This is a genomic window from Mesorhizobium sp. WSM3864, from assembly GCF_002294955.1.
GTDB lineage: Bacteria > Pseudomonadota > Alphaproteobacteria > Rhizobiales > Rhizobiaceae > Mesorhizobium.
Genome location: NZ_NSGD01000006.1, coordinates 55,035 through 72,196, shown reverse-complemented (window position 1 = coordinate 72,196; position 17,162 = coordinate 55,035). Strand labels below are relative to the sequence as shown.

The 17,162-nt window shown below is 62.7% G+C and carries 11 protein-coding genes; 1 reads left to right on the top strand and 10 read right to left on the bottom strand.

The window, feature by feature from the left end:
• Window positions 1–7 precede the first annotated feature (7 nt).
• Window positions 8–931, bottom strand: a complete 924-nt coding sequence (locus tag CK215_RS15060) for an Lpg1974 family pore-forming outer membrane protein (RefSeq protein ID WP_095831383.1) — start codon at window positions 929–931, stop codon at window positions 8–10.
• Between the two features lie 179 nt (window positions 932–1,110).
• On the opposite strand from CK215_RS15060, the gene CK215_RS15055 reads away from it, so the two are divergent.
• A complete protein-coding gene (locus CK215_RS15055) occupies window positions 1,111–2,316 on the top strand; it encodes a cytochrome P450 (protein ID WP_095831382.1) in 1,206 nt (401 codons plus the stop codon).
• Here CK215_RS15055 and CK215_RS15050 read toward each other — a convergent pair.
• The 9 genes from CK215_RS15050 to CK215_RS15005 all read right to left on the bottom strand — a co-directional run bounded on the left by CK215_RS15050 (window position 2,305) and on the right by CK215_RS15005 (window position 17,126).
• Window positions 2,305–3,123, bottom strand: coding sequence for a hypothetical protein (locus tag CK215_RS15050; protein ID WP_141245479.1), 819 nt, complete (start codon window positions 3,121–3,123; stop codon window positions 2,305–2,307). The two genes, CK215_RS15055 and CK215_RS15050, sit on opposite strands and share 12 nt — an antisense overlap.
• A gap of 27 nt (window positions 3,124–3,150) precedes the next feature.
• Window positions 3,151–4,017: an alpha/beta hydrolase gene (locus CK215_RS15045; RefSeq protein WP_095831380.1), complete on the bottom strand. Its 867-nt coding sequence runs from the start codon at window positions 4,015–4,017 to the stop codon at window positions 3,151–3,153.
• Entirely contained in the window at window positions 4,017–4,448 is a 432-nt protein-coding gene (locus tag CK215_RS15040) for a hypothetical protein (RefSeq protein ID WP_095779982.1), read from the bottom strand. Before CK215_RS15040 ends, CK215_RS15045 begins: the two co-directional genes overlap by 1 nt.
• A gap of 148 nt (window positions 4,449–4,596) precedes the next feature.
• The gene (locus CK215_RS15035; RefSeq protein WP_095831379.1) at window positions 4,597–5,937 is read right to left on the bottom strand and encodes an HlyD family type I secretion periplasmic adaptor subunit; all 1,341 of its coding nucleotides are present in this window, start codon (window positions 5,935–5,937) and stop codon (window positions 4,597–4,599) included.
• Window positions 5,934–7,628 (bottom strand): type I secretion system permease/ATPase, encoded by a 1,695-nt coding sequence (locus CK215_RS15030; RefSeq protein ID WP_095831378.1) that lies wholly within the window; start codon window positions 7,626–7,628, stop codon window positions 5,934–5,936. The genes CK215_RS15035 and CK215_RS15030 overlap by 4 nt, the downstream gene beginning before the upstream one ends.
• Window positions 7,629–7,710: 82 nt before the next feature.
• On the bottom strand, window positions 7,711–12,921 hold the full coding sequence (locus CK215_RS15025) for an Ig-like domain-containing protein (RefSeq protein ID WP_141245478.1): 5,211 nt from the start codon (window positions 12,919–12,921) through the stop codon (window positions 7,711–7,713).
• 460 nt (window positions 12,922–13,381) lie between these two features.
• Window positions 13,382–14,233: a patatin-like phospholipase family protein gene (locus CK215_RS15015; RefSeq protein ID WP_095831375.1), complete on the bottom strand. Its 852-nt coding sequence runs from the start codon at window positions 14,231–14,233 to the stop codon at window positions 13,382–13,384.
• Window positions 14,230–15,555 carry a pitrilysin family protein gene (locus CK215_RS15010; RefSeq protein ID WP_245418699.1) on the bottom strand — a complete coding sequence of 442 codons (1,326 nt, stop codon included), beginning with the start codon at window positions 15,553–15,555 and terminating at the stop codon, window positions 14,230–14,232. Before CK215_RS15010 ends, CK215_RS15015 begins: the two co-directional genes overlap by 4 nt.
• A gap of 209 nt (window positions 15,556–15,764) precedes the next feature.
• Complete coding sequence (locus CK215_RS15005; protein WP_095831373.1) at window positions 15,765–17,126, bottom strand: pitrilysin family protein; 1,362 nt, start codon at window positions 17,124–17,126, stop codon at window positions 15,765–15,767.
• Window positions 17,127–17,162 lie beyond the last annotated feature (36 nt).

Here is a 17,162-nt window from a genome sequence, read left to right as displayed (position 1 = left end):
ACTGCGATCACATCTTTACTTCGAGGCGCAGGAACGGGCCTTGGAAAACCTGATTTTCGTGGTCTGCGTTCACAAGCAGGTTGTGCCACGCTTCGATCTTGTAGCCTGCGGTGAATGTGGTGTTTGCTATCGGCGTCCAGCTCAAGCCGAGCGATGCATCCAGGTTCGAGACCGTTTCGCTCGAGCCCTGACTGAACAGCGTCTCGGAAGCGTGCGCGTCCGGATTTGTTTGCGAGAGATTGAGACCGACGCGGTCGATGCGGCGGCCCCACATGATGGCACCCGAAACGGCACCCGTCAGGCCCCAGTTCTCGCCGACAGGGTAGTAAGCCTCCGCACCGGCCCGGGGACCGATGCCCCAGTATTCGGACGTGCCCATCTTGTCGGCGGAGCCCCCCTTGTCGGCAGGATTGGTCGGCGTGAATGTGCTGGACACGTCGAATACCGTTTCGTCGGAATGCACGAGCCGCAGGCCGCCGAAGAAGCGGATATCGGCCTGCTGAACCTTCACGTGCTTGCCGACGTCGAAATCGAAAGCCTGGAAAGTGTAACCGTCGCCGTAGCCAAGGCTCAAAATACCGTCTGGATCAGTCACTGGTCCTTCACCAAGGATGACCGACCGGTCCTTGCCGATATGGAAAGCGCCGGCAAGACGCCAATCCAAGTCCGAGGAAATCTGCTTGGTTAATGAGACCGACCCGGAGATGTCGCCGTTGCTGTTGCCGAGCTTGTCGCTGCTGAGCTTGTCGTCCTTATGGACATTGTTCCAGAAGTACGAACCTTCGAACGACATCTTGATGCGCGAATCGATGACGGTCTGGTCCGACGGCTGCGTCTCTGTAGCGTGAGCCGTGGCCATGCCCATAGTTGTCGCCGAGGCAGCCGATGCCGCCATCGTCGCCAAAAGTTTACCCTTGCCCTGCGAATGCATTTCAATCCCCACCCAGAATCCAGCCCGCGTGTTATTGCAGACAAGTTCATAAAGGCATATTCCCCGCTGCGGGACGCCAACAACTTTACGGCGTCACTGTCACGTCTTTGCAACAATAGCGCACATCGCCCGGTTGGGAGGGACGCCGCAGTCGTGGGGCGTTCCGGCATGGAGGTAGAGTGAGCAATCCCACGCAAATCGAAGGCATGCTCAACAATCTCGTCTACAACCTGTTCGCACAAAGCGGACAAGATGACCGGGAAGGTGCTGGTCCCAAGGAGATCGGCAACCTCGTCGTATTCGACCATCCGGACAGCGTCGACAAGATCGTCAAAGCCGCAACCCTGTTCCGCAAGAACTTCTCGCTGATCTCGGCGCTCGGCTTCAGCCGCTTCAACACTAATGACGAGGAGTGGGCGACAAGGCGCGCGATCACGCAGGACCGCTATCTCACTGCCGCCAAGCCCGCCCACGAGGCAGGCGTATACGAGATCTTCAGCGACTGTCTTGCCGGCTCCGAGCCCTCGCTTGTCGGCATCCAACAAGCCCTCTTCGCGGGCGCCATGAAAATCTTCTACCAAGCGTTCGGGCTTGCTGCTGATGCCCGCCCCACGGCGGTGCTGCTTGACCGGGTGCGTGAGGTACTGCGTCGTCTCCAGTACTATTCCTGGGTCACGCCGAGCAATGACGAACGAAACAGTGCCATCCAGGATGCCCGCGCCGTCATTGCGGATTTCGGCTCGCAACTGATGGCAGAGCCTCGGGCGGCGGCCGAGATGGGGCGCTTCGCCGAGAAAGCCCGAGGGATCGAAAGCTTTTCCCCGATCGAGGAGTTCGTAATGAACCTCTTCGCCGGCGTCGAGACCACCGTGACGACGGTGCTGTGGGTGGTCGACAGGCTCGGCGCAAACCAGAAAGTGCAGGAGCGCATCCATGATGAAATCTTGGGCGACGGGCCGCAGACGCCATTTACCGACTGCTTCATCAATGAGACGATGCGGTATTTTCCGCCCATTCCATTCCTGACGCGCGAAGTGAGCTCCGACACCATTCTGGATGGCACGGCATTGCGCGCCGGACAGCTTGTCATGCTTTCTGTCGTCGGCGTGCACCAGCATCCCGATTTCTGGGAAAATCCGCGGACCTTCGATGCCAGTCGCAAGGAGTTCATCGACAACAGTTTCGACCGGCGCGCCTTCATCCCCTTTCTGACCGGACCGCGCATGTGCGGAGGCGCGCGCCTCGGCCGCCTTGAAGTGGAGCAGGCGGTTCGCGCGGCGGTGCGGCAATTCGAATTCGCCCGTGCCGACGATATTATCCGCTTCGACTATGCACTGGCGCTGCGCCCGGCGAGCGGCATGTCGGTAACGGTATCAAGGCGCTGAGGGGCTCTGATCCGCCCCGACAGGCATGTCGCGCCAAAGCTCCCGGATTAAGCCTCCGAATTGCCTTGCGATGATTGTTTTTACGGCCGCATCATTGCCATAGCGCCGACTTTCGGCCACGGGAGCGATATCCAGGTCGTGGGCCGGAAACCAGTTTCGCATTGTCGCCCGGACATTGTCATATGGACTGGCGACAAAGTCCTCATAGGCGACATGGACTATCCTCGCCGCATCGATCCTCGAAAGGTAGCTCCGCCACCTTACCTCGCAGTCCGCAATGTGTCGCACTGTGTCGAGGACGGCCTTCTGGCTTATGGTTGTCAACGCCGGGATTCCTGGCAGCGTTTCTCCGCCATCGAATGGTTGCCCGGTATAGAGCAACGAAAGCAGGCTGACGGTCTGATCAAACTTGTTCCGCCGGCTCAGGAAGACATAAAACGAGTTGGCATCGTCATCGCCGACCGCGCGGCGGGCAAAATTCAGGTTCCCGACAAACAGCTTGGCTGCAAACACGCCGTTCACCGAGCGCTTGTCCAGAAGCTGCCTTCCGTATGAGGCCGCCAGGCGATCAAGTGCCAGGACGTCGATCGTATCGTCATCAGTCCAGCGACGCATGAGCGGCACCGCAAATTGCCACTGGAAGTATTCGGTGGGCAGGCCGAGCCCGAGATACCGCATGACCATACAATAGGTATGGCCGGCTGTCCGCGGCGTTGTGCAGATCAAGACCCTGGCCGGATTGCTCGACGAACCATGTCGGTCGAAAGCTGTCGAAAGGAGCCTGCTATATGCCTCCTCGAAGTGCATTTGTGGTTTCGCCAGGGTAGACCTCGCTCAAGCTGCCGAGAGAAAGCCGAGGATCAGGAAAAGCTGATCAGGCGTCATCAGCGACGGGGAGTTGCCGGCATCAATATTGTCGACGAGACAGAGATCAGGGCGGGCGCGACGAGCTCGTTCCAAGGCCTTCCTCTCAACGAACTCACTCTCGCGGCTGTACATGAGCATCACGCGGGCGTCGAGCTTGGCCATCATTGGGAACAGGTCATACTCGCGCCCCGTCATCGCCTCGAAATTTCCGGTCGTGGCGGGATCGAACCCAAATCGAAAGCCGCCCGGACCTGCAGCAATTCTATTGTCGATGAAACGGTCCAAAACCGGCTGTTCGACCTGCACCATGCTCGGCTTTGAGGCGCGAAGATATTCCCTCGCTGCAGCGCGCGTCTCGAAAATGAGCGTGCTTTCCTGGATCACCTCTCGCCGCAGCGCGTCGACTCTCGGTCCGCCGATCATTGGGACATCATTGAGGACAATCTTATCGACGCGGCCCCGGTTCGCGTACAGGAACAGAATCAGGATCAAACCGCCCCACGATGTGCCGACGAAATGGTTCTCCTTGCCGGCAAATTGACCGAGCGCCCGCAAGCACCTCGAATAGACTTCGATGTCGTAACCCGACCCCAGATAGGCGCTGCGCCCACGGCCGAGCAGGTCAGGGCAAATTACCAAATAGCCGTTGCGGCAGAGGAAGGCCGCCAGATAGTCGAAATCGGCTCCATTGCCGGTGAACCCGTGCAGACAAAAAACGGTGCCGCGCGGCTGGGCTGCCGGCTGCCAGATGCGCACGAACATCGACGCATAGCGGTCGCCAAGGCGGATGAGGATTTCCTGGGTCAGCGCCTCAATGGACACTACCTTGTCCATCACGCGTCCCGCTTGCGGACGGCGCGCTTCATGGAGCCGCGCGCATCGATGAAGTCGCGCTTCCAGTAGACGGATTTGTCGAGATTGAGCAGCTTCGCCTCTTTGATCAAGGGCAGGATGTGCGAGGATGAGCGCGTCACCATTATCGTAGCGGCAACGGAGTTGCCACTGGGATCGGAATTGAGCGGACCATTGTTCGCGACCCACGCCTCAGCAATTTCGCTGCTGGTCACGATCCATCCCAAATAGGCAACGATTGCATCGTCGATCGAGCCGATCAGATGCGTCTGCTGCTCGAGCTGGTAGCGAAGCGACTTCACCATCTGGCCGAATTCATAGCCGTCGAATGGCGGATAGTGAGCGATGAAGTTGCAGACAAGCCCGAGCGAGACCGGATTGAAAGGAACGCGGGTGAAGAGGAGATTGCTCATGCGGACTCAGGGGTTGGAAACGGGCGCGAGATTATGCTGAGCAGCCAAGGTAGGGCTAGTGGGGAAATGGGAATCGACCGCCGGCACCGCCGCAATGCTTGGACTGCAGCCGTCCAATGCTTGCGCTACCCCTTGACGGGCAGTTCCCTCACTTCTGCCGGAAGGCCGTATGGAGCGACGTGGTCAGCGGCCCCAGAATGTAATCCAGCGCGGTGCGTTCCTCGGTGACGATCATGACCTGCGCCGGCATGCCGGGATAGAGCTGGATCTGCGGCGCGGCGGCGAGTTCCTGCTGATTCACCGCCACGTCGGCAACGTAATAGGGAAAGCCGGTCTTGGCATCGGTGACGCGGTCCGCCGAGACGCGGGTGACGCGGCCGTGGATGACCGGCGTCGTGCGCTGCTTGTACGAGGTGAAGCGGACCTCGGCCGTCATGTCGGCGCGCAGGCTGGATATGTCCTCGACCTTGACCTGCGCTTGAACAATCAGCGAATTCCTGGTCGGCACGATATCCAAAATGGTCTGGCCGGGCGCGACGATCGCGCCGGTCGAAAAGACGGTCAAGTCCATCACCTGGCCGTCATAGGGCGCGCGCACTTCGGCGCGGTCCACCGTGGCCTGTGCGGCAAACATCTTCGGCACCAGATCGGCAAGGTTCGACTGGGTTTCGATCAGCATGGCCGAAAGTTTTGCGCGACGCTCGTTGGTGAGCTGCGCGATCTGGCTTTCGAGTTCGGCCTTGCTCTGGCGATTTCCGGCGATCTCGCCGAGCGCCTGGTCGATCAGGCCCTGCAGGTCGGAGGCCGAGCGGTCGAGCTCCAGGATGCGCGGCTTCGTCGTCAGCCCCGCCTTCAGCAGCTTGTTGAGGCTCGCCTTTTCGTCGATCGTCGACTTGAGCTGCGCGCGGAAGGACTCGACGCGCGCCTGCTTGCCATCGATCTGCTCGTCGAGTTCGGCGATGCGCTTCTGCAGGATCTGCCTGGCGCCGGCCATCGAGGCGCGCTGGCTCTCGAGGTCGGCAATCTGGTTGGCCATGGCGTCCTGCAGATAGGCCTGGTGCTCGGCGGTGATGTCGTTCGGGAAGGCAACCGCCTCATGGCCGTCCAGCTCGGCGCGGATGCGGGCATCGGTGGCGCGCAGCAGCGCATATTGCTGGGAATAGAGGTTGAATTCGGACCGGGCGCGGGTGTCGTCGAGCAGCACCAGCACATCGCCGGCCTTGACGATGTCCCCGTCCTTGACCCGGATTTCCTTCACCGTGCCGCCGTCGAAATGCTGGACGCTCTTGCGGTTGCCCTCGACCTTCACCACCGCATCGGCAAGCACCGCGCCATTGAGCGGCGCGACCGCGGCCCAGCCGCCGAACACGCCGAAGAAGGCGGCGATGATGAGCAGGCCGATCCACACCGGTGCCCGGATCGAATCCGCGTTGGCGCCCGCATCTTCGGTGCCGGAGAGGCTGCGATAGGTAGCGGCGATATCGGTCATTGGGCCGCCACCGTAATCGGTGCCGCGCGCTGGTTGAGCAGCGCCACGATCTCGTTTCTCATGCCGAAGGCTTCGACCGCGCCATCCCGCAAGAGCAGGATCTTGTCGACATTGGCCAAAGTCGAGGGCCGGTGCGAGACGATGATCACCGTGCTGCCGCGACGCTTCAGCTCCAGCGCGCATTCGGCCAGGGCGCGGTCTCCGTCGGCATCGAGATTGGAGCTCGGCTCGTCGAGCACGATGAGGTTCGGCAGGCCGAAGACGGCGCGGGCAAGCGCGATGCGCTGCCGGTAGCCGCCGGACAGCACCGCCCCGCCCTCGCCGATCTGCGTCTCGTAGCCTTGCGGCAGCCGGATGATCATCTCATGCACGCCGGCGAGCCGTGCCGCCTCGATCACCTCGCGGTCGACATCGGTCTTGAAGCGGCCGATATTGGCGGCCACCGTGTCTGAAAACAGCTCGATGTCCTGCGGCAGGTAGCCGATATGGTCGCCGAGCGCCTCCCTTCCCCACTGCGTCATGTCGGCGCCATCGAGCCTGACCGTGCCGCGGCTTGGCTGCATGATGCCGGCGAGGTGACGCGCCAGCGTCGACTTGCCGGCGCCGGAAGGGCCGACGATGCCGAGCGCCTCGCCTGCCTCGAGCCGGAACGACACATCGCGCAGCAGCACCTTCTGCAGGCTGGGAATGGCGAAGCTCAACTGCTCGACGGCGACCTTGCCGGTGGGCTTCGGCAGGTTGAACGAGCGTTCGCCCTGCGCGCCGCCGTCCAGCAGCCTCTCGACCCTGCCAAGGGCGGCCCGCGCCAGGATCAGGCTGCGCCAGAGGCCGACGATCTGCTCGACCGGCTGCAGCCCCCTGCCCAGCAGCAGGCTGGCCGCAAACATCGAGCCGCCGGTGATCTGCCGCTCGATCACCAGATAGGCGCCGAGGCCGAGGATCAGCGACTGCATGGTGAGGCGCAGGAAGCGGATCAGCCCGGACATGACCGCTGCCCGGTCGCTCGCCCGCCCCTGCTGGCCGAGCGCCAGGCCGCGATCGCGCCCCCAGCGCCGGACGAGGCCGTCGATCATGCCCATGGCGCGGATGACTTCCGCGTTCCTGAGGCTCATTTCGGTGAAATTGTAGTTGGCCGTGGCAAGGTCGTTGGCCTGCTTCAGCGGCGCCCGCACGATATATTCGTTGAGCACCGCCATGGCGATGAGAAGCAGCGAGGAGCCCAACGCGAAGAAGCCGAGCCAGGGATGCAGGAGGAAGATGATGCCGATATAGATCGGCGACCAGGGCAGGTCGAACAGGGCATGGATGCCGCTGCCGGTGATCACCTGCCGGAAGGTGTCGAAATCGCGGATCGGCTGGCTTGGCGAGGCACCCTGCGACGGGGTCTCGACGGAAGCCGCCAGGATCCTGGCCGAAAGCAGCCGGTCGAGCCGGGCGCTGGCACGCGTCAGGATCGCGGCGCGCACGAGGTCCAGACCGGCGAGCGCCAGGAACGCCGCAAGCAGCACCAGCGTCAGCATCACCAGCGTCGTCTCGCTGCCGCTGGTGACCACCCGGTCGTAGATCTGCAGCATGTAGAGCGGCGACGCGAGGTAAAGCAGGTTGATCGCCAGGCTGAACACCGCCGCAAACAGGAAATAGCGGCGGCAGGCGCGAAGCGCTTCCCTGACGATTTTAGGCTTGCCGTTCAATTCCAGAGCCCCACTCGATACACGTCTGGTCATTGCGTCAGAGGGTCAGGCGAGCCGCCGCTGCCGGCGGCCTGCCTATTGTTCATACGAGCTCGCTCGATCCGCTGCCGATGCCCGTCAGCGTGAACTCCGCCGGATTGTAGGTCACGACCGTATGGCCCTCGCCGTCATCGGCGAGCCTGAAGCCGCTCGCATCGTAGGTGCCAAGCAAATGCAGCGTGGTATTGTGCACGCCGTCCGAGACCGTCAACGTGCCGCCACTGCCACCCTGGCTCGCCTGGTAGCTGACCGTCGTTCCGGCACCGAACAGGATGTCGTTGAGGTCCAGCTTGTCGTCGTTGGTGATGCCGCTGATCCGTCCGCTGTAGTCGAAGGAGTCATCAAGCTCCAGCGTGCCGGCCGCACTCTGCGCAAAGGTGACATCCGTCGACGAAGCTGAGCCGAATTCCAGCTTCGACAGGTTGCCGATCGTGGCATCGCCGTCGCCGGTGACTTCGCCGTGGATGACAATGTTGCCGCCATTGGCCGAGAGCATGCCGGAATTCGCCAGTCCGCCGGCGACGACCAGGCCGCCCGAACCGGTCGCTTCGAGCGTGCCGGAGTTGATGACGATGCTGCCGCCGGTGTCGATGACCAGGGCATTGCTGCCAGAGGCGATGATGGTGCCCTTGTTGTCGAGGCCGAGCATGCCATCGCCCAGTTGGCCGGCACCCGAGATCGTGTTGTCGACATTGACGAGCGTAACGTCCGGGCCGGTGCCGGAGATGACGTTGGCCGCGCTGTCGGACAGGACGACCTGCCCGCCGCCCTCAAGGGTCACGCCATGCTGGATGATCTGCAGCAGGGTCTCGGCGCCGGTCGAGTTCAGCGCAATGATGCCGCTGTTGTTGACCGTGCCGCTCAGCGGCAGCAGGGCGCCGTCGCCAATCGTCATGGTGCCGGCGTTGTTGACTACCGGAGTCTGGTCGAAGACGAAATTGCCGGCGCCGAGCGCGGAGGAGTGCACGCCTTCCAGCGTGATCGACTGGCCGTCGGCGAGCGTGATCACCGCATTGCCGCTGGCGTTGTCCGCGGTATGCGCCTGGACGTCGGCGAAGCTCTGGAAGCCGGAGTAGCCGATGAGGTCGATCTGGTCGGCGGCAGCATCGAAGCTGTGCACGGTATCGTTGCCGATCGGCTGCGAGAAGACGAAGAGATCGTTGCCGCTCGAGCCGGTGAGCACGTCGTCGCCCGACCAGGCAAAGATCGGCGAACCTGGCGCGTAGGCCTCGACGTTGTCGGCGATGAACTGGGTAATCGTGTTGCCGTCCGCTCCCGTCCAGGTCTCGATGATGTTCAACGTGATGGCGCCGGTGAAATCGGCTGGCGAGGTAACCGTCAGCGATTTCACATCGGTTGTCTCTATGGTCCAGGTGCCGTCGCCATTTTCCGTTCCACCATCGAGCCTCCATCCCGAGGGTACATCCTTGACAAGGACACTGGCGGACTGACCGTCCGCTAGCGGTAGAGCGGGCAAGCCGAGATTGATTGAAGACCCTGCGACGCCGGCCGGAGCGGTATTGAGGACGAAATCGGTCGCCGTGAGTGCGATATTTCCAGACAGGTGAACCTCGAATTCGACAGTCCCGACATTGCCGTTTGTGTCTGCTCTGACGATCGTTTCGTCGGTGGCAGCGTTGTAGAACCACCACACGTTGTTGTTTTGGGCCGCGCCTGGACTACTCGTGTTGGTGACAGTGGTGAAATTCTGAGTCCCTCCGGCGTTCGTGTTCGCGTCGATCGTGTTCGACAGCTTGATTTTGTCGGTACCTGCCGTGAAATCGATCATGGTGTCGATATTCGTGCCAGATGACTGGGCGGTGGCAGTGTATGCGAACACGTCAGCACCAGCTCCGCCGGACAGGATGTCAGCGCCTGTTCCGCCGGTCAGTGTGTCGTTGTTGGCGCCGCCGAGCAGCAGGTCCGAGCCGGCGCCGCCGAGCAGTGTATCGTCGCCGTCGAGGCCCACGAGAATGTCGTTGCCGTTTCCATTTGCGTTGCCGTCGAGGGCGCCGATGGTTTGGCCGACATTAGTGCCAACGATCGTGTTGTCAGCGCTGTTGCCAGTCAAGTTTGTCGTGAATATATCTGGAAGGTTCGCATCGGCTGTGCCGATGGCCGTATACTTGATCACTGCCCCATTCGCGGCAGCCACCGCCAATTGGGCCATGCCAAAACCTGCCACTTTGGCGTTCCAAGCCGACCCAGAAAGGTCAAGTGCGTCGCTGTTGCTGATGGTTCCGTCCATATATGTTTGCAAACGCGCGCCATAGGTGGCGTCCGCCATAATTGATTCTAGTTGAGCCGCAGAGAAAAGCAGGGTCACACTGTCATTGGGGTTCCCTGGCGTTCCAACTGGTACAGTGTCGGCAAAGTACGATGTTGTCCCGTTGAGATGATTCCATGCAGTCGTAAGATTGTCTTGACTGCCGCCCATATAGACAGACCAGGCGCCTCCTGTTGTCGGGTTGTTATCAAACGTGGCTTTCGAGAAGTCGGCAGTGTCCTGAGCCGATCCAAAGTCAATAATATGTCCACTGGAAGATCCAGCCGTTACCGCGATCGACACCGTAACTACATTGCTCGAAGCGGATCCGTCACTTGCATGGTAAGTGAAAGTGTCTGTGCCGACATAGCCTGATGTCGGAGTGTAATCGAAGCTGCCGTTGGCGTTTAGAGTGAGAGTGCCGTGCGCAGGTCCTGTATCGAGGACCGCTGTAATCGCGCTATCCACATCGGTATCATTGGCAAGCACGCCGTCAGGCGTGCCCCCCGCGACAATGTGAAGTGCGCCGCCGCTCGCCACGGAGTAGACATCACCCTGCGCCACAGGCGCATCGTTGACCGCGGTGACGTGGATGGTCGAGATTGCCGTGTTGCTGTTGGTCGAACCGTCGTTGACCACGACCGTTATGTTGCGGTCCGTCGCGCTCGGATTGTCACTCGAGTTGCTGAACACGATCTGGTGCAGCGCCGTCTGGTAGGCGGCCAGCGTCGCCGCGCCGGAGAGCGTCAGCACCCCGGTTCCGGAGTTGTAGCTGGAGGCCGTGATGCCGGCCGGCAGAGCGCCGTTGACGGCGAGGAGATCGCTGGCCTGCGCGTTGGTCAGGGTGATCGTCGCCGAGGTGACGTTGGTGCTGTCGGCGTCGGTGATGCTGACGTCGGTGTCGGCAATGGCAACGGCAGAACCGTTCTCGGTGAAGGTCGCCTGGTAGTCGGCCCCGGTCTTCAGGCTCGAGTTGTTGGCATCCAGATCCAGCACCGGCGCATCGTTGGCCGCGGTGACATGGATGGTCGAGATTGCCGTGTTGCTGTTGGTCGAACCGTCGTTGACCACGACCGTTATGTTGCGGTCCGTTGTGTTCGGATTGTCGCCCGAGTTGCTGAACACGATCTGGTGCAGCGCCGTCTGGTAGGCGGCCAGCGTCGCCGCGCCGGAGAGCGTCAGCACCCCCGTTCCGGAGTTGTAGCTGGACGCCGTGATGCCGGCCGGCAGACCGCCGTTGACGGCCAGGAGATCGCTGGCCTGCGCGTTGGTCAGGGTTATCGTGGCCGAGGTGACATTGGCGTTGTCGAGGTCGGTGATGCTGACGTCGGTGTCGGCAATGGCAACCGCGGAACCGTTCTCGGTGAAGGTCGCCTGGTAATCGGCCCCCGTCTTCAGGCTCGAGTTGTTGGCATCGAGATCCAGCACGGCCGCGTCATTGGTGCCGGTGACGGTGACGGTGACGGTGGAGTTGGAACTGCCGCCGTGGCCGTCGGAGATGGCGTAGTCGATGGTGACGGCGGCGCTCTCGCCGACCGCCAGGTAGTTGTAGGCGCTGCCCGGATCGTAGGTGACGGTGGTGCCGTCGGTGGAGGCGCTGCCGAGGCCGGTCGAGACCGAGGCGGCGGTGACGGTCAGCGTGTCGGTGGCGTCCGGATCGGTGTCGTTGGCGAGCACCGGGATGACGACCGAATTGTCCTCGTCCGTGGTCGCCAGGTCGGCGACCGCGGTCGGCCCGTCATTGGTGCCGGTGACGGTGACGGTGACGTCCTGCGTGGTGGTGGCGCCCTTGTCGTCGGTGACCGTCACCGTGAAGATCTCGACGTGGCTCTCGCCCTGGGCGAGGTTCTGGTGCGCGGCATTGTCCAGCGTGTAGGTCCAGACGCCGGTCGAAGCGTCGACCGCGAACGAGCCGTAGCTGCCGGCGGCGTTGCCCGAGTAGGTCTGGGTGGCGCCGTTGTCGACGTCGGACGCCTGCACCTGGCCGGTCGCCGTCAGCTGCGTGTCCTCCGTCACCGAGCCGGCCTGCGTGCCCGACGTGATCACCGGCCCGTCATTGGTGCCGGTCAGCGTGATGGTCAGTTGCGCCGTATCCGTCAACCCATGCGGGTCACGGACGGTGTATGTAAACACCTCGGTAACAGTGGCGCCCTGCGCCAGAGCGTTGGTGTCGGGATCGGTGTTGTTGAGCGTGTAAGTATAAGTTCCGTTCGCATTCAAGGTCAGTGAGCCATAGGTGCCCACCAACGGAGATCCGACGGTCCCGCCATTTCCAGATCCGGATTCCGGACCTGTCCGGACCGCCGAGACAACCAAGGACGGCTGGCCATCGTCCGCATCCGTATCATTGGACAGCACGTTGCCCGCGGCTGTGGGATCGCCCGCTACAGGTGTATTTCCCGGGCCGACACCGGCCTCGCGCACCGGATCCGCGGCGTTGGTGTCGTCAATTCCGACAGGTGAGCCTGGGTCACGGGCGACGAAAACCTGCTCAATCGCGGAGACTTTCAAATTGATGCTGGTGAAGGTGAATTCTGCCTGCCCCGCCTGGCCGGTATTGGTGTTCGAATTTGCGCTGATAAAAGCGCGAAACTGAGCGATCTCGCTGTTAAGCGTCGCCATAAACGAGGAGTTGTTGAGCTGGTCATTGCTCAGGTAGATGAAAAGCGTATCGATCTCGGCGGTGCCTTTGGCGGCGCTTCCGTTGCCGCCATCATAGACATCGTAGCCGGAAAAGGTGGTTTGCCCGGTCGTTGTGCCCGTGCCGTAAACCTGGCCGCCAATCTTGTACTGATTTTCCCACGCTCGATAGATGAGCTTATCCGCGCCGGAGCCGCCAAGCACTGTATCGAAACCGCTGCCCCCGTCGAGCGTGTCGGCGCCAGACCCGCCATTCAGACGGTCGCTTCCGGCGCCCCCGGACAGAATGTCATCTCCGCTGCCGCCAACCAGATTGTCGTTGCTGCTCGTGCCAACGGTCGTGGCCATCTTTCATCCCCCTGGCAGACGCGCTCCGCGCCTGCTCGTTGGCCGTCCGAGACGGCTGACTACCCCATGCCGACGAATCGGCGCCCAGTCTGACGGGGAGAGGAAAGGATCAGAGTGCCATGCAACCAGGCGCAACCCGACGGTCCGGCCGTGAACGGCCAGCCCAAGGCGGTTCACAGACAGGTGGTGACTCGATGGTGATGGCTACGACGGCGATGATCGCCGCGTTGCTTTTCCCCTACCCCAGTAGCGCCGAAACTCGTTGTTGCCGGTCGGGAGATTATTCGCGCTACCCTATATATTAGGATATTATTAACTCTACCGCAGCGCGCGTCAATGTCGAATTCGAAGAAGAGTTAATGACAAAATGCGTACTTGTACGCAGAGGGTGGTTAAACTGCGTCGCGCAGACAAATAGAAATTGGTCCTTCCACGTAGCGGATCAAGCCTGTCCTACCTCTCACACCGCCTTGCCGAGCTTGCCGCCGCGCTCGGCGACCGCCCTCTCGACGGCGCGCTTCAGCTCGTCCTTGATCTCGACGGTGTCGGCCATCAGCGTCTCGATCTTCAGGAAATCGAGCACGCGGTATTTCGAGACGGCCGGGCGGATAAGAATATCCGGCGGATGCTGCCGCAGCTTGTTGGCGATGATCGACTGCATCATCAGCTGCGTGGCGCCATACATCAGGTCGACCGTTGTCGGATGCTTGCGTTCGACGTCGCTCGGCGCCCCGACCACGTCGATGGCGATAATGATGTCGGCAGCCTTCTCGACCAGGTCGAAGGGCACCGGGTTGTAGATGCCGCCGTCGATCAGCAACCGGCCGTCGCGCGTCACCGGGCGGAACACCGCCGGAATTGCGGCCGAGGCCGCCAGCGCCGATTGCAAATCGCCCTGCGAGAACACCGCGAGCTTGTGGCCGAAATAGTCGGTCGCCGTCACCTTGAGCGGAATCTTCAGCTCTTCGAAGGTCGCCGGAATGGCGTCAGGCAGGAAGGCCTTCAGGATACGCTCGATATTGAACTGGCCGACGCGGATGCCGCCCTGCATGGCCTCGGCGATCGTGCCCGGCCGCGAGCGCCACATGCGTGCGGCCACCTCGGCGCGGCTGCCGAGGATCAAGCGGCTGTACTCGTGGATCTCCGCCCCTCGCATGCCGGCGGCCATGCCGGCGCCCATGATGGCGCCGATCGAGGAGCCGGCGATCGCCACCGGTTTGATCCCTAGCTCGTCCAACGCCTCGACGGCGTGAATATGCGCCAGCCCGCGCGCGCCGCCGCCGCCGAAGGCAACCGCGAAGGTCGGGCTCATCCCTTGCGGGCTCCCGCCACCTGCACCAGCGGCGGTCCGATCACCATTATCGCCGGGTCGGCCGACAGAAGCTTCCTTGCCGCCGCCTTGACGTCTGCAAGCGTCACCGCATCGATCAGCGCGGCGCGGCGCTTGATGTAGTCGATGCCGAGATCGTCGAGCTGCAGCTCGACCAGCGTCGCGGCAATGGAACTGGAGGAGTCGAGATTATTGATGGCGTAGGCGCCGATCATGTATTTCTTGGTCGCCGCGAGCTCCCCCTCGGTCGGGCCGTTCTCGGCCATCTCCTTCACCACCTGACGCACAATGGCGAGCGTCTCGGCGGCGCGGTCGGAACGCGTCGCCGTCGTGACCAGCAGCGCGTTGGAATGCTCGTGATCGACGAGATCGGAGCTGACGCTATAGGCAAGGCCGCGCTTCTCGCGCACCTCCTCGTAAAGCCGCGACGTGAAAGTCGAGCCGCCGAGGATCTCGTTCATCAGCACGGCCGCGTAAAAATCGGGATCGCTCCGTTTGACGCCGGGCCAGGCAAGCTGCAGCGAGGTCTGGGGCAGGTCGTAGTTCACTTCCAGCTGCTGGCCGAGCTTCAGCGACACGTCCGCCACCTGGGCCAGCATCTGCGTCTGCGGCAGGTCGCCGAACACCTCGTCCAGCTTGCCGGAGAGCGTGGCGGCGTCGATGTCGCCCACCACCGCCACATGCAGGCCGGCGCGCGCGAAACTCGCTTTGCGAAAGGCCTTGATGTCGGCGGCCGTTATGGTGGCCAGGCTCTCCTTCGTCCCCTCATCCGGCCGCGCATAGGGATGCTTGCCATAGATCGCGCGCAGCCAGCGCTGCTGGGCGATCGTGTTGGGGTCGCGCTCGTTGGCGAGAATGCCCGAGAGCATCTGGGCGCGGATGCGGTCGATCGGCGCCTGGTCGAAGCGCGGGCTGTTCACCGCCAGCTTCAGCAGGCCGAACGCCTCGTCCTTCTGGTCGGACAGCATGCGCATCGAGCCATAAAGGCCGTCGCGTGCCGCCTGAAAACTCATCTCGGCCCCGGCATCGTCCAGCTTCGACTGGAAGGCCTCGCTGTCGAGGTCGCCGGCGCCCTCGTCGAAAAGGCCGCTCATCAGATTGACCAGACCTTCCTTGCCGGCGGGGTCCTGCGCGGTGCCGCCGTCGAAGACGAAGCGGATGGCAACCAGCGGGATCGAATGGTCTTCGACCAGCCAGGCGGTGATGCCTTTCTTCGACTTCACCTCCTGGATGTTCATCTCCGCGTGGGCGGCCAGCGCCGGCAAGAGCAGGAAGAATAGGGCAAAGCAGAGGGTTGCGACGATACGGTAGACCCCCCCTTCTCCCCTTGTGGGAGAAGGTGGATCGGCGCACAGCGCCGAGACGGAGGAGCATATCGCCCAGCTGGGGCGCCCCTCATCCGGCCGCTTCGCGTCCACCGCCCGGGGGCGAGCCACGGGTCTCGCCCCGTCCTTCGGACCCCACAAGGGGAGAAGGGAAGAAGCGCCCATTCGTCCGCGTTCCATGCTCATCATCAATTCCCCGCCTGTTGTTGCGGCAGGAGATAGCCGGTCGTCGAGCGGTCGAGCACCAGGTAGCGGGCGGCCGCGGCCTTGACCTCTGCGGCAGTGACCTTCCGGATGCGGTCGGGCCATTCCTCGACATCCTTCACGTTGCCGCCGGTGGCGAGCGTCGAGCCGTACATATTGGCCATGTCGTCCTGCTTGTCGCGAGCAAAGACCATCGAACGGACATAGCGGGTCTTGGCCCGCTCCAGCTCGTCACCGGTCACGCCGTCCTTGGCAATGCGCGCGACCTCGGCATCGACCGCCGCTTCGACATCGGAAAGCTTGGCGTCGCCGCGCGGCGAGCCATAGACGGTGAAGTTGGTGGCGTCGAGCATGGTGCCCTGAAAGAACGCGCCGGTCCCGGAGGCGATGCCCTGCTTCACCACCAGCTGCTGGTAGAGGCGGCTGCGGTTGTCGCCGCCCAGGATTTCGGCCAGGAGATCGAGCGCCTCCGCCTCGCCGGGCTTGGCGGTGTGATAGGACGGGACTACCCATTGCGTGGAAAAGCTCGGCACCGAGACGCGCGCATCGGTCAGCGTCACGGTGCGCTTGGTGTTCTGCTCCGGCTCGACCGGGCGGATGCGCGGCCGCAGGTCCGGCCCGCGCGCCACCTTTCCGTAAGTCCTTTCGGCCATTGCCTTCACCGCGTCCGGATCGACGTCGCCGGCGACGATCACCACGGCGTTGTTCGGCCGGTAGTAGGTGTCGTAGAACGCCTTGGCATCCTCGCGGTTCAATTGCTCCATCTCCTGCATCCAGCCGATCACCGGAATGCGGTAGGGCTGGTTCTGCCAGAGCGTCGCGTCGACCTCCTCGTCCAGCACTGCCTGCGGATCGTTGTCGATGCGCGAGCGGCGCTCTTCCAGGATAACGTCGCGCTCGGTCTTGATGACATCGTCGGTGAGGACGAGGTTGCGCATGCGGTCGGCCTCGAACCCCATCATCTCCTCGAGCGCCGAAGGCGGCACCGTCTCATGGAAGACGGTGTAGTCGTAGGAGGTGAAGGCGTTGTTCGAGCCGCCGATGTCGGCCACGGCGCGGTCGAACTCGCCGGCTGCGTGGTTGCTCGTAGCCTTGAACATCAGATGCTCAAAGAAATGCGCGATGCCGGATTTGCCGGGCGGCTCGTCGGCGCTGCCGATCTTGTACCATACCATATGAGTGACGATCGGGGCGCGATGGTCCGGAATGACGACGACTTCCAGGCCGTTCTCGAGCAGGAAATCCTTGACCGCGGCTTCGTCGGCGGCGCGTGCCGGAGCCTGCGCCGCGAACGCCAGCGCGCCGGCAAGGAATGCTGCGCGCAGGCCTCTGGTGTTCAATGTCATCAAATGCTCCGGTTTCGGTCGCGCGACGATAGAAAA

Bases quoted from the DNA above. Each gene is read 5' to 3' on its own strand.
- CK215_RS15040 (WP_095779982.1), bottom strand. From the start codon at position 4,448: ATGAGCAATCTCCTCTTCACCCGCGTTCCTTTCAATCCGGTCTCGCTC.
- CK215_RS15050 (WP_141245479.1), bottom strand. From the start codon at position 3,123: ATGCACTTCGAGGAGGCATATAGCAGGCTCCTTTCGACAGCTTTCGAC.
- CK215_RS15035 (WP_095831379.1), bottom strand. From the start codon at position 5,937: ATGACCGATATCGCCGCTACCTATCGCAGCCTCTCCGGCACCGAAGAT.
- CK215_RS15060 (WP_095831383.1), bottom strand. From the start codon at position 931: ATGCATTCGCAGGGCAAGGGTAAACTTTTGGCGACGATGGCGGCATCG.
- CK215_RS15045 (WP_095831380.1), bottom strand. From the start codon at position 4,017: ATGGACAAGGTAGTGTCCATTGAGGCGCTGACCCAGGAAATCCTCATC.
- CK215_RS15025 (WP_141245478.1), bottom strand. From the start codon at position 12,921: ATGGCCACGACCGTTGGCACGAGCAGCAACGACAATCTGGTTGGCGGC.
- CK215_RS15005 (WP_095831373.1), bottom strand. From the start codon at position 17,126: ATGACATTGAACACCAGAGGCCTGCGCGCAGCATTCCTTGCCGGCGCG.
- CK215_RS15015 (WP_095831375.1), bottom strand. From the start codon at position 14,233: ATGAGCCCGACCTTCGCGGTTGCCTTCGGCGGCGGCGGCGCGCGCGGG.